The 12,926-nt window shown below is 60.1% G+C and carries 15 protein-coding genes; 1 reads left to right on the forward strand and 14 read right to left on the reverse strand.

The window, feature by feature from the left end:
- Positions 1 to 12: 12 nt before the first annotated feature.
- The 11 genes from V8J63_RS09860 to V8J63_RS09910 all read right to left on the reverse strand — a co-directional run bounded on the left by V8J63_RS09860 (position 13) and on the right by V8J63_RS09910 (position 8,987).
- Positions 13 to 996, reverse strand: a complete 984-nt coding sequence (locus V8J63_RS09860; RefSeq protein ID WP_130888452.1) for a DNA polymerase III subunit delta' — start codon at positions 994 to 996, stop codon at positions 13 to 15.
- Positions 989 to 1,621, reverse strand: coding sequence for a dTMP kinase (gene tmk, locus V8J63_RS09865; RefSeq protein ID WP_016770985.1), 633 nt, complete (start codon positions 1,619 to 1,621; stop codon positions 989 to 991). Before tmk ends, V8J63_RS09860 begins: the two co-directional genes overlap by 8 nt.
- A 19-nt stretch (positions 1,622 to 1,640) precedes the next feature.
- Positions 1,641 to 2,822 (reverse strand): endolytic transglycosylase MltG, encoded by a 1,182-nt coding sequence (mltG, locus tag V8J63_RS09870; protein WP_016770986.1) that lies wholly within the window; start codon positions 2,820 to 2,822, stop codon positions 1,641 to 1,643.
- 3 nt (positions 2,823 to 2,825) lie between these two features.
- The gene (pabC, locus tag V8J63_RS09875) at positions 2,826 to 3,641 is read right to left on the reverse strand and encodes an aminodeoxychorismate lyase (RefSeq protein ID WP_336463951.1); all 816 of its coding nucleotides are present in this window, start codon (positions 3,639 to 3,641) and stop codon (positions 2,826 to 2,828) included.
- Positions 3,641 to 4,885, reverse strand: a complete 1,245-nt coding sequence (fabF, locus tag V8J63_RS09880; protein ID WP_038860467.1) for a beta-ketoacyl-ACP synthase II — start codon at positions 4,883 to 4,885, stop codon at positions 3,641 to 3,643. Before fabF ends, pabC begins: the two co-directional genes overlap by 1 nt.
- 108 nt (positions 4,886 to 4,993) lie before the next feature.
- Positions 4,994 to 5,230: an acyl carrier protein gene (gene acpP / locus V8J63_RS09885; RefSeq protein WP_003175607.1), complete on the reverse strand. Its 237-nt coding sequence runs from the start codon at positions 5,228 to 5,230 to the stop codon at positions 4,994 to 4,996.
- Positions 5,231 to 5,426: 196 nt separating this feature from the next.
- A complete protein-coding gene (fabG, locus tag V8J63_RS09890; RefSeq protein ID WP_016770989.1) occupies positions 5,427 to 6,170 on the reverse strand; it encodes a 3-oxoacyl-ACP reductase FabG in 744 nt (247 codons plus the stop codon).
- Between the two features lie 16 nt (positions 6,171 to 6,186).
- Positions 6,187 to 7,125: an ACP S-malonyltransferase gene (gene fabD / locus V8J63_RS09895; protein WP_024013921.1), complete on the reverse strand. Its 939-nt coding sequence runs from the start codon at positions 7,123 to 7,125 to the stop codon at positions 6,187 to 6,189.
- Positions 7,126 to 7,248: 123 nt separating this feature from the next.
- Complete coding sequence (plsX, locus tag V8J63_RS09900) at positions 7,249 to 8,259, reverse strand: phosphate acyltransferase PlsX (RefSeq protein WP_336463952.1); 1,011 nt, start codon at positions 8,257 to 8,259, stop codon at positions 7,249 to 7,251.
- Between the two features lie 4 nt (positions 8,260 to 8,263).
- Positions 8,264 to 8,446: a 50S ribosomal protein L32 gene (gene rpmF / locus V8J63_RS09905; protein WP_003179396.1), complete on the reverse strand. Its 183-nt coding sequence runs from the start codon at positions 8,444 to 8,446 to the stop codon at positions 8,264 to 8,266.
- 13 nt (positions 8,447 to 8,459) lie between these two features.
- Positions 8,460 to 8,987, reverse strand: a complete 528-nt coding sequence (locus V8J63_RS09910) for a YceD family protein (RefSeq protein ID WP_003204262.1) — start codon at positions 8,985 to 8,987, stop codon at positions 8,460 to 8,462.
- A gap of 105 nt (positions 8,988 to 9,092) precedes the next feature.
- Between V8J63_RS09910 and V8J63_RS09915 the strand changes: the two genes are divergently transcribed.
- On the forward strand, positions 9,093 to 9,671 hold the full coding sequence (locus V8J63_RS09915; protein ID WP_336463954.1) for a Maf family protein: 579 nt from the start codon (positions 9,093 to 9,095) through the stop codon (positions 9,669 to 9,671).
- Between the two features lie 86 nt (positions 9,672 to 9,757).
- On the opposite strand, the gene sppA is transcribed toward V8J63_RS09915, so the two are convergent.
- From sppA to rluC, 3 genes are read right to left on the reverse strand one after another with little or no spacing between them, the layout of a single operon-like run.
- Positions 9,758 to 10,747 (reverse strand): signal peptide peptidase SppA, encoded by a 990-nt coding sequence (gene sppA, locus V8J63_RS09920; protein ID WP_151551091.1) that lies wholly within the window; start codon positions 10,745 to 10,747, stop codon positions 9,758 to 9,760.
- 24 nt (positions 10,748 to 10,771) lie between these two features.
- Positions 10,772 to 11,434 carry an HAD-IA family hydrolase gene (locus V8J63_RS09925; RefSeq protein WP_016770993.1) on the reverse strand — a complete coding sequence of 221 codons (663 nt, stop codon included), beginning with the start codon at positions 11,432 to 11,434 and terminating at the stop codon, positions 10,772 to 10,774.
- On the reverse strand, positions 11,421 to 12,380 hold the full coding sequence (gene rluC / locus V8J63_RS09930; RefSeq protein WP_016770994.1) for a 23S rRNA pseudouridine(955/2504/2580) synthase RluC: 960 nt from the start codon (positions 12,378 to 12,380) through the stop codon (positions 11,421 to 11,423). Before rluC ends, V8J63_RS09925 begins: the two co-directional genes overlap by 14 nt.
- Between the last annotated feature and the right edge of the window lie 546 nt (positions 12,381 to 12,926).

Consider the following 12,926-nt stretch of genomic DNA (forward strand, 5'->3'; position numbering starts at 1 on the left):
AGGTACACATTCTTATCTTTGACCAGGCAATCCCACCCATTGCACCAACAATGCTTCCAGCAACAGGGCCGGATTGAGGTTGGCCTTGCTCAACACTTTCTGCCGTTGGGCGAGAATCCAGTCCTGAATATCCAGCACTTTGCCCTGCGCGCTCTTTTGGGCCAGGTACTGCACGACCTTGCGCATATCGGCCAGGCCGAGGCCGCCTTCGTCCTGAGTCAGTTGATAGCGCAGGATCAGGCTCGACCAGTCGCAGAACCAGTCGAACAGACGCAACATCGGAATGCTTTTCCACTCTTCCGCCAGTTGCGTCGGCGATTGCTGGCCCTTGAGCAACTTCTTCACGCCTTCGACCACTTGTGCACGTTGTTCACGCACACCCTGGGCTTGCAGGCTGACCGCCATCAGCGGCGAGCCGGCGGCCAGCGTCAGCAGTTCGACGCGTTCGTCTTCCGCGCAATCCGGCAGCGCCTGGGCCAGCCATTGCAGGCTCATCGCCTCGCCAGGCAGCGGGCAGGCCTGCTGCACGCAACGGCTCTTGATTGTTGGCAATAAACGGCTTGGCTGGTGGCTGACCAATAGCAGCACGGTATCGCCGGACGGTTCTTCAAGGCTTTTGAGCAAGGCGTTGGCAGCGTTGATGTTCATCGACTCGACCGGCTCGATCAACACCACTTTGCGCCCGCCGAGCTGCGCAGTCTGCACGACGAAACTGACCAGATCACGAACCTGATCGACCTTGATCGCCTTGTCCGCCTCTTCCGGTTCCAGAATGTAATTGTCCGGATGACTGCCGGCCTTGAGCAGCAAGCAGGATTTGCACTCGCCGCACGCCTCAGGCGTAGGACGCTGACACAGCAGGCTGGCCATCAGGCGTTCGGCCAGAGCACGTTTGCCGATACCGGCGGGACCGTGCAGCAGGTACGCGTGGGCATGCTGACTGCGTCCGGCCAGTTGCTGCCAGAGGCTGTCCTGCCATGGATAGGCCTCAGCCACGAGCCAGCTCCAGCAGATTCGGCAGCAAGGTGTCCAGCGATTGCTGGACCTTGGCCAGTGGCTGACCGGCATCGATGCGCACGTAACGCGATGGGTCGGCTTCGGCGCGCTTCAGGAACGCATTGCGCACGTTCTCGAAAAATGCCCGGCCTTCGAGTTCGAAACGGTCCAGGCGACCACGGGCACTGGCGCGGGCCAGACCGATCTCTACGGGCAGATCGAAAATAAGTGTCAGATCGGGCCGCAAGTCGCCCTGCACGAAAGTTTCCAGGGTGGCGATGCGTTCCAGCGACAAACCACGACCGCCGCCCTGATAGGCGTATGTCGAGTCGGTGAAACGATCACACAGCACCACAGCGCCACGGGCCAGCGCAGGGCGAATCACCTCGGCCAGGTGCTGGGCGCGCGCGGCGAACACCAGCAACAGCTCGGCGTCCGGATGCATCACTTCGTCGGCCGGGGTCAGCAGAACGTCACGAATCCGCTCGGCCAGCGGCGTACCGCCAGGCTCACGGGTGAGCAGCACTTCGATACCGGCGGCGCGCAGGCGCTCGGCGAGGTATTCGCGATTGGTGCTCTTGCCCGCGCCTTCCGGGCCTTCCAGGGTAATAAACAAGCCAGTCACAGGCAGTCCTTCATCAAAGTCATTGCGCGTTCTGTGGTGCAGCGGCGTCCGGTTCTTGGGCTGGCGCCGGATCTTGCGGCGGCGCTTTCGATGGCACTTCGGGCAGCACCTCGGGCGCGGTGTTCGGCGAGGCCGCCGGAATGGCCTCATCGGTGGCCGGCGCGGTTACTGGTGCCGGGCTGGAACGGTAATCGGCACGGCGCTTGAGCTGGTATTCGCGCACTGCGTTGTTGTGCGCATCCAGATCATCGGAGAACACATGGCTGCCATCGCCACGGGCGACGAAATACAGGCTGCTGCCCTCCACCGGGTTGAGCGCAGCATGAATCGCTTCGCGCCCGACCATCGCAATCGGCGTCGGCGGCAAGCCTGGAATCACGTAGGTGTTGTAAGGCGTCGGCTCTTTCAAATGTGCGCGGGTCAGTTTGCCGGTGTAGCGATCACCGAGGCCATAAATCACCGTCGGATCGGTCTGCAACTGCATGCCCAGCGCCATGCGCCGTACAAAGACGCCGGCAATCTGCCCGCGCTCCTGCGGAACGCCGGTCTCTTTCTCGACCAGCGAGGCCATGATCAGCGCTTGATAAGGTTCGCTGTAAGGCACGTCGGCAGAACGCTGCGCCCACTCTTTGGCGAGCACCTCATCGAGACGATCAAAGGCTTTTTTCAACAGCTCGGCATCGGACATGCCGCGCACGAAGCGATAGGTATCCGGGAAAAACCGGCCTTCCGGGAACAAGCCTTTGTGGCCGATCTTCGCCATGACGTCGCTGTCGCTCAGGCCGGTGAGGGTCTGCTCGAGCTTGTCGTCCTTGGCCAGGGCGGCGCGCACTTGATGGAAAGTCCAGCCTTCGACCAGGGTCAGGCTGTACTGAACCACGTCGCCGCGCTTCCACGAATCGATCAGACCGTTGACGGTCATGCCCGGCTGCATGCGGTACTCGCCGCTGTGAATCGGCGTGCCGGCAAGATTGAAGCGCCAGTAGACGCGCAGCCAGAACGCGTCCTTGATGACGCCATCGGTTTCGAGTTCAAGGAAGGTACGGGTCGGTGTAGAGCCTTTCGGCACATCCAGCAGTTGTTCCTGCGGGATGTTCAGGGGCTGTTCCAGCGCCGAATGAATTTTCCAGGCGCTGGCGCCCAACAGCAGCCCTGCCAGAACCAGTCCGGTTTCCAGCAGCAGCAAAAGTTTACGTCTCACGAATCAAGCATCCAGTAGCGCGCGGGCAATGGTTTGCAGTTTACGGGTGAGCGGGCCAACCGGCCAGCTCAGTGCAGCACAGGCGCGTACCGGCCAGACGCCATAAACGCTGTTGCAGACAAACACTTCATCAACCCATTGCAGCTGTTCGAGGCTGATATCGGCGATTTGCGTGGAGATAGCCAGTGACTCGGCCTGAAACAAAATTTCCGCGCGCATCACCCCAGCGACGCCGCAGCGCTTCAAGTCGGGCGTGATCAAGCCACCGTCGCGCACCAGGAAAATATTGCTGTACACACCTTCGACGACGCGCCCGGCCTGATCAAGCATCAAGCCTTCGGCATGCTCGCTGTCCTGCCATTCGGCGCGGGCGAGCACCTGTTCCAGTCGATTCAGATGTTTGAGCCCGGCCAACAACGGCTGCGTAGATAAACGCGTGTTGCAGGGAAACAGGCGGATGCCGTGCTCGGCATGGGCAGCAGGATAAGCCGCCGGCGGATTGCCTTGCAGAATGCGTCGGCCCTGCGCCGCAGGATCGGGCGCATAACCGCGCAAGCCGTCGCTACGCGTGAGGATGAGCTTGAGCACGCCCTCGCCCATCGCAGCGGCATAGCTGAGCAGCTCATGGCGAACCAGCTCGAGATCGGTCGCAATGGCCAGACGCGCGCAGCCATCAGCCAGACGCGTCAGGTGTCGATCCAGCAGGACCGGCTGTCCACTGCGCACGGCAATGGTCTCGAACAGACCATCGCCGTAAGCCAGGCCGCGATCTTTCAGCGACAGCACGTCAGCCGGTTGACCGTCGACCCAGCTGTCCATCAGCCGGCGAACCGACGGAACGCCAGCGTGCCGTTGGTGCCGCCAAAACCGAAGGAGTTGGACAGTACGACATCGATGTCCATGTTACGCGCGGTGTGCGCGACGAAATCGAGATCGCAGCCTTCGTCGGGCTCATCGAGGTTGATGGTCGGCGGCGCCACTTGGCTGTTGATTGCCAGCACGCTGAAGATCGCCTCGACCGCGCCCGCCGCACCCAACAGGTGACCAGTCATCGACTTGGTCGAGCTGACCGCCAGCTTGTAGGCGTGATCGCCGAACACCGACTTGATCGCGTTGGCTTCGGCAAGGTCGCCGGCCGGGGTCGAGGTGCCGTGGGCGTTGATGTACTGCACTTGATCGACATTGATCTTCGCGTCGCGCAGGGCATTGGTGATGCAGCGCGCGGCACCGGCGCCGTCGGCGGGTGGCGAGGTCATGTGGAACGCATCGCCGCTGGTGCCGAAACCGATCAGCTCGGCGTAGATCGTAGCGCCACGGGCCTTGGCGTGTTCCAGTTCTTCAAGAACCAGAGCGCCAGCACCGTCGGACAGGACGAAACCGTCACGGCCCTTGTCCCATGGACGGCTGGCGCGGGTCGGCTCGTCATTGCGGGTCGACAGCGCACGGGACGCGCCGAAGCCGCCCATGCCCAGACCGCAGGCGGCCATTTCCGCACCGCCGGCAATCATCACGTCGGCTTCGTCGTACATGATGTTGCGCGCCGCCATGCCGATGCAGTGCGTACCGGTGGTGCACGCGGTGGCGATGGCGTAGTTAGGCCCCTGTGCACCCAGGTGGATCGACAGGAAACCGGAAATCATATTGATGATCGAGCCAGGCACAAAGAACGGCGAGATCCGTCGTGGACCGGTCTCGTGCAGGGTGCGGCTGGTTTCTTCGATGTTGGTCAGACCGCCAATCCCCGAACCCATGGCCACGCCAATGCGTTCACGGTTGGCATCGGTGACTTCCAGACCGGCGTTGCGCACGGCTTGAAAGCCTGCGGCGAGGCCGTACTGAATGAACAGGTCGAGCTTGCGCGCTTCCTTGACCGACAGGTATTCCTCGACATTGAAGCCTTTGACCGAACCACCGAAGCGGGTCGAATAGGCAGAAAGGTCGGTGTGTTCGATCAGACCAATGCCACTGCGGCCAGCCAGAATGCCCTGCCAACTGCTCGGCACATCCGTGCCCAGTGGCGACAACATACCCATACCGGTGACTACGACGCGTCTACGCGACACAGCACTCTCCTTTTTCAAATGACGACTTTGCATCAGGCCTAAAGAAAAAACCGCACGCCATGATGGCAGTGCGGTTTTTCCATGACAGCAAGCAACGATTACAAACTGTTACGCCTGGTGGCTGGTAACGTAGTCGATTGCAGCTTGTACAGTAGTGATCTTTTCAGCTTCTTCGTCAGGGATTTCGGTCTCGAATTCCTCTTCCAGAGCCATCACCAGCTCAACGGTGTCAAGGGAGTCGGCACCCAGGTCTTCTACGAAGGAAGCGGTGTTGACCACTTCTTCTTCTTTAACACCCAGTTGCTCGGCAACGATTTTCTTGACGCGCTCTTCGATGGTGCTCATACCTTGTTTTCACTCCTAATGGACAAATTCAGGCAGCTGGCCAGTGGGTAAGTGTATAGAAAGCCTTTTCAGTTTTTCAACTGAAAGCTTCACTCCTCAAACCCTGCGGCCCTCTGCCTATAAATAGATTGCAGCTTTATAACGGATTTTAGACAGCTCGTATGACATTTTTTTGAAGCAATCCGTCACATTTTACTTACATGTACATCCCACCGTTCACCGGGATTGTAGCCCCGGTAACGTATGCCGCACCGTCGGATGCAAGAAAAGCGACCACGGACGCGATCTCTTGAGCTTGCCCCAGACGACCCAGCGGAATCTGCGTCTGCAAGGCTTCACGCTGTGCTTCAGGCAGCTCGCGGGTCATATCGGTGTCGATGAACCCTGGGGTTACCGAGTTGACCGTAATCGAACGCGAACCGACTTCACGCGCCATCGCCCGGCTGAAACCTTCCAGACCGGCCTTGGCGGCTGCATAGTTTACTTGGCCGGCGTTGCCCATGGCACCCACCACCGAGCCAATACTGATAATTCGACCCCAGCGCGCCTTGGTCATGCCACGCAAAACGCCCTTGGACAGGCGATACAGACTGTTCAGGTTGGTATCGATCACGTCGTACCACTCGTCGTCTTTCATGCGCATCATCAGGTTATCGCGGGTGATGCCGGCATTATTGACCAGAATCGCCACCGGCGCACCGAACTGCTCCTGAATGCCTGCCAGCACGGCGCTGACCGATTCGTCGCTGGTGACATTGAGTTCGAAACCGGCGCCCTGGATACCGTTTTCCTTCAGGGTCGCGGCAATGCGCTCGGCGCCCGACGCGGAGGTCGCGGTGCCGACAACGATGGCGCCCTGACGACCCAGTTCCAGCGCGATGGCCTGGCCGATACCGCGGCTTGCACCGGTAACCAGTGCAACTTTACCTTGCAGACTCATGCAAGTTTCTCCTGATTCAGGCCTGCGCTGCGCGAGCGGCAGCGAAGGCATCTGGGGTATTGAGATTGGAAGTCGAAACGCCTTCGGCGCAACGTTTGTTCAGGCCCGCGAGGACTTTGCCCGGGCCGCATTCGACCAGATTGGTCGCGCCCTTGGCGGCCAAAGTCTGCACCGATTCAACCCAGCGCACGGGCTTGTAGAGCTGTTCGAGCAGATCGCGCTTGAGGGTTTCCAGATCGGCCGGTACTTGTGCGCTGACGTTCTGCACCACCGGGATCTGCGGCGCCTGCCAGTCGATGGCGGCGATGGATTCGGCGAAGCGCTCGGCAGCCGGACGCATCAGCTCGCAGTGCGACGGCACGCTCACTGGCAACGGCATGGCGCGCTTGGCACCACGGGCCTTGCAACCCTCGATGGCGCGCTCGACGGCCGCCTTGGCACCGGCGATCACCACTTGGCCCGGCGAGTTGAAGTTCACCGCGCTGACGACTTCGCCTTGCGCCGCTTCGGCGCAGGCAGCCAGCACGTCGGCATCTTCCAGGCCGAGGATCGCGGCCATGCCGCCCTGCCCGGCCGGCACCGCTTCCTGCATCAACTGGCCACGGCGCTCGACGAGCTTGACCGCGTCAGCCAGGCTCAGGCTGCCGGCAGCGACCAGCGCGCTATATTCACCCAGGCTATGGCCGGCGACGAATGCCGGGCGCGCGCCGCCTTCGGCCAGCCACAGACGCCACAGGGCGATCGAAGCGGTCAGAATGGCCGGTTGGGTTTTGTCGGTTTGATTGAGCAGCTCTTCCGGGCCCTGCTGGGTCAGTGCCCACAGGTCGTAGCCCAGCGCAGCAGAGGCTTCTTGAAAGGTTTCGAGGATCAGCGGATGTTGCGCGCCCAGCTCGGCCAGCATGCCGAGGGACTGCGAACCCTGTCCTGGAAAGACGAATGCGAGGGAAGCAGACATGTAACAAGCCCCTAATGATCTTGTCGTCGGAAAATAACGCCCCGTTGGGGACGCCAGAAACTGACAGTTTGGATGGCCCTTTGAACCGGGCGGTCACATTTAAGCATTGTCCGACGAAAACGCCTAAGACAACAGTTCCTCCAGACGACCGTGGAGACGCTCGGGCAGGTTCTCCTGAATCTCGATCAGCGCCCGTTGAATGGCACTCTGAAAGCCCTGCACCCCTGCCGATCCGTGACTTTTCACAACGATGCCCTGCAAGCCGAGAAAGCTTGCGCCATTATGTCGCGCCGGGGCCAGATCAGCTTGCAGACGCTTCATCAACGGCAGCGCGAGAGCGCCGACAGCGCGCGAGGCCAAGTTTTTCTTGAACAACGCCTCGATGCGCGCGGCAATCATCGTCGCCAGACCTTCGCTGGACTTGAGCAGGATATTGCCGACGAAGCCGTCACACACCACCACGTCGGCCTCACCGCGGTACAAGCCATCGCCTTCGATAAAGCCGATGTAGTTGATCCCGCGCGCAGCCTGCAACAGCGTGGCGGCCAGTTTGACCTGCTGATTGCCCTTGATGTCCTCGGTGCCGATGTTCAGCAGTGCCACACGCGGACGGGCGATACCCAAGGTCTGCGCGGCCACCGAACCCATCACCGCGAACTGCAACAGGTGCTCGGCACTGCAATCGACGTTGGCGCCCAGATCGAGCAGCTGGCAATAACCGGTCTGCGTCGGAATCGCCGCGACCATGGCCGGCCGATCAATGCCCGGCAATGTCTTCAGCACGAAACGCGACAAGGCCATCAACGCACCGGTATTGCCGGCACTGACACAGGCCTGCACCTTGCCATCGCGCAGCAGTCCGAGGGCCACACGCATCGACGAATCCGGCTTGCCACGCAGGGCCTGGGCAGGTTTTTCGTCCATGGTGATGACTTCGCTCGCCGCGACAATCGTCAGGCGCGCGCGATCGGCAGCCGACTGGCCGTGGATCAGTTCTTCAAGAAGGGAGGGTTGACCGACGAGGGTCAGGTGCAGCGAGGGTGTAGCAGACAGGCAAGCGAGACTGGCCTGAACAATGCTGCGGGGACCGAAGTCCCCGCCCATTGCGTCAATCGCGATGACTTGAGCAGACAAGTGATTACTCGTCAGCGCCCTTGTCGATCACTTTACGGCCACGGTATACGCCTTCTGGCGATACGTGGTGACGCAGGTGAACTTCACCAGTGGTTTTTTCTACAGACAGGGTGCTAGCCTCGAGAGCGTCGTGCGAACGGCGCATGTCACGGGCAGAGCGGGATTTTTTGTTCTGCTGAACAGCCATAATTGATTAACTCCTAAACGTTTGGGTCACGCTTTAACTGCGCCAATACACTGAACGGGTTGGACCGCGTTACCTCGTCCTCGCTCGGTTCGGGCTCATCTGCTCCCGCCGGCTGCTGGCATTCTTCCGGATGATGAGCAGGCACAATGGGCAAGGCGAGCAGAAGCTCCTCCTCGATCAGTGACTGCAGATCCAATGGATCTTCGCCCAGTTCCAGCACGTCATAACCTTTCGGCAACGACTGGGTATTCGCACCCTCCTTCACCACCGCGTAACTGCATTCGCTGTGGATCGGCAGGGTGACCAGCTCAAGACAACGCTGGCAAACCATTTTGACTTCGGTGTCGATAAAGCTGTGGATGACCACAGACTTACGTTCATCTCGTTCAAAAACGAATTTGGCCTGCACCGTACCGACATCGTCGGAAAGCGGGTCGCAGAGTCTCTTCAAATCGGCCAGCAGCAGTTCACCTTGAAGGGTGGTGCCACGGTCAGCCAATTTGCGCGGGTCAACGTGAGGTGGAATCGGGTCATTCAACATAGGCGCAGCATTATAGGGATGCACCCACCCATGTCAAAGGAAATTGTGCCCTGTCCGTCACTTGCGCGCCTCCGCTAGAATCCGCACCTGCCTCAGGAGACGTCCATGCTGCCTTTATTACTCGCTTCAAGCTCGACTTATCGCCGCGAATTGCTCGCCCGCCTGCACTTGTCGTTCGTCTGCAGCTCGCCGGACATCGACGAAAGCCATTGCCCGGGCGAGTCCGCAATCGACCTGGTCAAACGCCTCGCCGAAGAAAAGGCCCGCGCCCTGGCGGACAGCCACCCTGCTCATCTGATCATTGGCTCGGATCAGGTCGCCGTCCTCGGCGAACAGATCATCGGCAAGCCGCACACCTTCGAGAAGGCTCGCGAGCAATTGATGGCGGCGAGCGGCGCGAGCGTGACCTTCCTGACCGGTCTGGCGCTGCTCAACAGCCAGACCGGGCAATGCCAGGTCGACTGCGTGCCGTTTACCGTGCACATGCGTCAGCTGGATCCGGCGCGCATCGAACGCTACCTGCGCATCGAGCAACCGTACGACTGCGCCGGCAGCTTCAAGGCCGAAGGACTGGGCGTGAGCCTGTTTCAATCGACCGAAGGCCCGGATGCCACCAGCCTGATCGGCCTGCCGCTGATTCGCCTGATCGACATGTTGTTGGTCGAAGGCGTGCAAATCCCTTAAAAGCAAAAGATCGCAGCCTTCGGCAGCTCCTACACCGATCCGTGCAAGAGTTGCCGCCGACTGCGATCTTTCGATCTTGAACCGTCTTACCGCAACGACGGCCCGTGAAAACCCATCCACATCGCCAACTGCTCGGCCACGCTGGCGCCGAGCTTTTTCGAGAAGCGATCGAACGGCGATTCCTGCACGGTGAAGTCCACCAGCTCCTTCTCGCCAATCACATCACGCGCCACCGAACTGGCACTGCCCAAGCCATCGATCAGACCCAGCGGCAGCGCCTGCTCACCCGACCAGACCAGCCCGGAAAACAGCTCCGGATGCTCTTTGTCCTTCAGGCGATCACCACGACCCTGCTTGACGCTGTTGATGAACTGCTTGTGCGTGGTGTCGAGCACGCTTTGCCAGAAGGCGGTTTCTTCAGGCTTTTGCGGCTGGAACGGATCAAGGAATGCCTTGTGCTCACCCGAGGTGTAGGTGCGACGCTCAACCCCAAGCTTTTCCATGGTGCCGACAAAACCGTAACCCGCTGCTGTCACGCCGATTGAGCCGACCAGACTGGCCTTGTCGGCGTAGATCTGATCCGCTGCGCTGGCGATGTAATAGGCGCCCGAAGCACCAAGATCGGAAATCACTGCGTAGAGCTTGATCTCCGGGTGCAAAGCTCGCAGACGCTTGATCTCATCATAGACATAACCGGACTGCACCGGACTGCCGCCCGGACTGTTGATGCGCAGGACTACGCCCTTGACCTTCTTGTCTTCGAACGCCGCGCGCAGACTGCCAACGATATTGTCAGCGCTGGCCGGCTCTTTGTCGGCGATTACACCATCGATCTCGATCAACGCCGTGTAGTTCGGGCCGCGGGTGGCGGTTTTTTCCATGTCCATCAGCGGCGTGAACAGCAGCAGCGCAACAAACAGATAAACAAACGTCAGCAGCTTGAAGAAAATCCCCCAGCGCCGCGAACGGCGCTGCTCCTGCACACCGGCCAGCAAAGTCTTTTCCAACAGCTTCCAGCTTTTCGCGTCACCGTCGTCGGCACTTGCCTTGGCCGGTGCTTTCCATTCGTCGGTCATGCCATCTACCCCAGCAAAAACGTATTAAGCCCGCTGACCCAGCCAGGCGTGCAATTCAGAAAAACGGTCGATCGACAGACGCGGCTCGAACTGTTGCAGGGACTCGATCGATTGCGCGCCATAACTGACCGCCACCGAATCCATTCCCGCGTTGCGCGCCATCAGCAGATCGAACGACGAATCACCGACCATCAACGCCTGCTCCGGGCGTACGCCGCAGTGGCTGACAATCTGCTCAAGCATCAGAGGGTGTGGCTTGCTGGCAGTTTCATCGGCAGCGCGGGTGATATCGAAATAATCTTCCCAGCCATTGGCCTTGAGTACCCGATCCAGCCCGCGACGGTTCTTGCCGGTCGCTACCGCCAGGTGATAACCCTGCTCGCGAAACGATGCCATCGACTCGACCACCCCTTCGAACAGCGGCGAAGGCACGGCTTCGGCAGCGATGTAGTGATCGGCGTAGTACTCGCGAAACGCGAGCATTTCTGCATCGCTGATTTCGGGATACAGCGTACGAATCGCTTCCGGCAAGCCGAGACCGATGATGCCTTTGACGGCGAAGTCATCGCGCAGCTCGAAACCGGAACGCCCGGACGCCGAGTGCATCGCCTCGACGATCCGATGAATGGAATCGGCAAGGGTGCCGTCCCAGTCGAAAATCAACAGCTTGTAATCAGATGGGCGCACTCAATCGCTCCACGGTCTTGGCCCACATTTCATCGACGGGCGCTTGCAGATTCAGCTTGCCGCCGTCGGGCAGCGGCACGGTCAGCATGTAGGCGTGCAGGAACAGGCGCTTACCACCCAGATCGCGGATTTCCTTGGTGAAATCCTCGTCGCCATACTTGCTGTCACCGGCAATGCAATGGCCAGCATGCAAGGTGTGCACGCGAATCTGGTGGGTACGACCGGTAACCGGTTTCGCCTCGACCATGGTGGCAAAATCGCCGAAGCGGCGCAGCACCTTGAATAGCGTCAGGGCTTCTTTGCCCTCGTCATTGACTTCGACCATGCGCTCGCCGGAGCGCAGATTGCTCTTGAGCAACGGTGCGCGAACCTGCTTGATCGAGGTTGCCCAGTTGCCACGGACCAGCGCCATGTAGCGCTTGTCGACGCCATCGCCACGCAGCTGCTCGTGCAGATGGCGCAACATGCTGCGTTTTTTGGCGATCATCAGCAGGCCGGAGGTGTCACGGTCGAGACGGTGAACCAGCTCCAGCTCCTTGGCGTCGGGGCGCAACTGACGAAAGGCTTCGATCACGCCGAAATTCAGCCCGCTGCCGCCATGCACCGCAATGCCGGCGGGCTTGTTGATCACGATCAGGGCTTTGTCTTCAAAGACGATCGAGGCTTCCAGGCGCTGCAACAGCCCCTGGGCCAGCGGCACCGGTTCGTCGCGCTCAGGCACGCGAACCGGCGGCACGCGCACGATATCGCCGGCCTGCAGCTTGTATTCGGGCTTGATCCGACCTTTGTTCACGCGCACTTCGCCTTTGCGCAAAATGCGGTAAATCAAGGTCTTGGGCACGCCTTTGAGCCGGGCGAGAAGAAAGTTGTCGATTCGTTGGCCGGCATACTCCGGCGAGACTTCAAGCAGTTGAACGCCTGGAGTCGAAGGGGCAGTAGTTGTCATGCCGCGGATGATAACAATTTTTATGGAATTGAAGCACTTAATCATTGCTGCTATAGTCGCGAACGCCGCCAAAAGCGGCCTGGACAGCGGAACCACGGTCAAAGACCGGCCCTGACCAACGCAATTCACCAGGGCGCGAGGCCGTCCTACGGGGCTTTCGCTACGTAACGGTGGAGTTTGCGGTTGTAACAAGCGCAGGTGACATGAGGCCTGAATTACACCGCCGAGCAGAGTTCTCACTCGCCCGGCAGGCAACATTCAAGGCCAGTTCACAAAGTGCAGTCGACTGCGAATGACCCCGAGCGATTGCTTCGGAAACATCGCCTGAATTAGCCATGATGCGTGACCTCCCCTTTCGGAGCTCACGGTAAATGCCAACCCGCTGCGGATTCTGCGCGCGGCAGCACCCGAATTATCAGGGATACGTGTAGGGTGGAGATGCACAACCGCCGGACTGTGTAGCAACAAGCTTTGATCAAGACGCTTCATCTCGTCCACAGCCGCTGGTTGATTCCTCCTCCTGACTGAGTGCTTAAGTAGCCACAG

It is taken from the genome of Pseudomonas sp. CCNWLW23 (assembly GCF_037095675.1).
In the GTDB taxonomy this organism is placed as follows: Bacteria; Pseudomonadota; Gammaproteobacteria; order Pseudomonadales; family Pseudomonadaceae; genus Aquipseudomonas; species Aquipseudomonas atacamensis.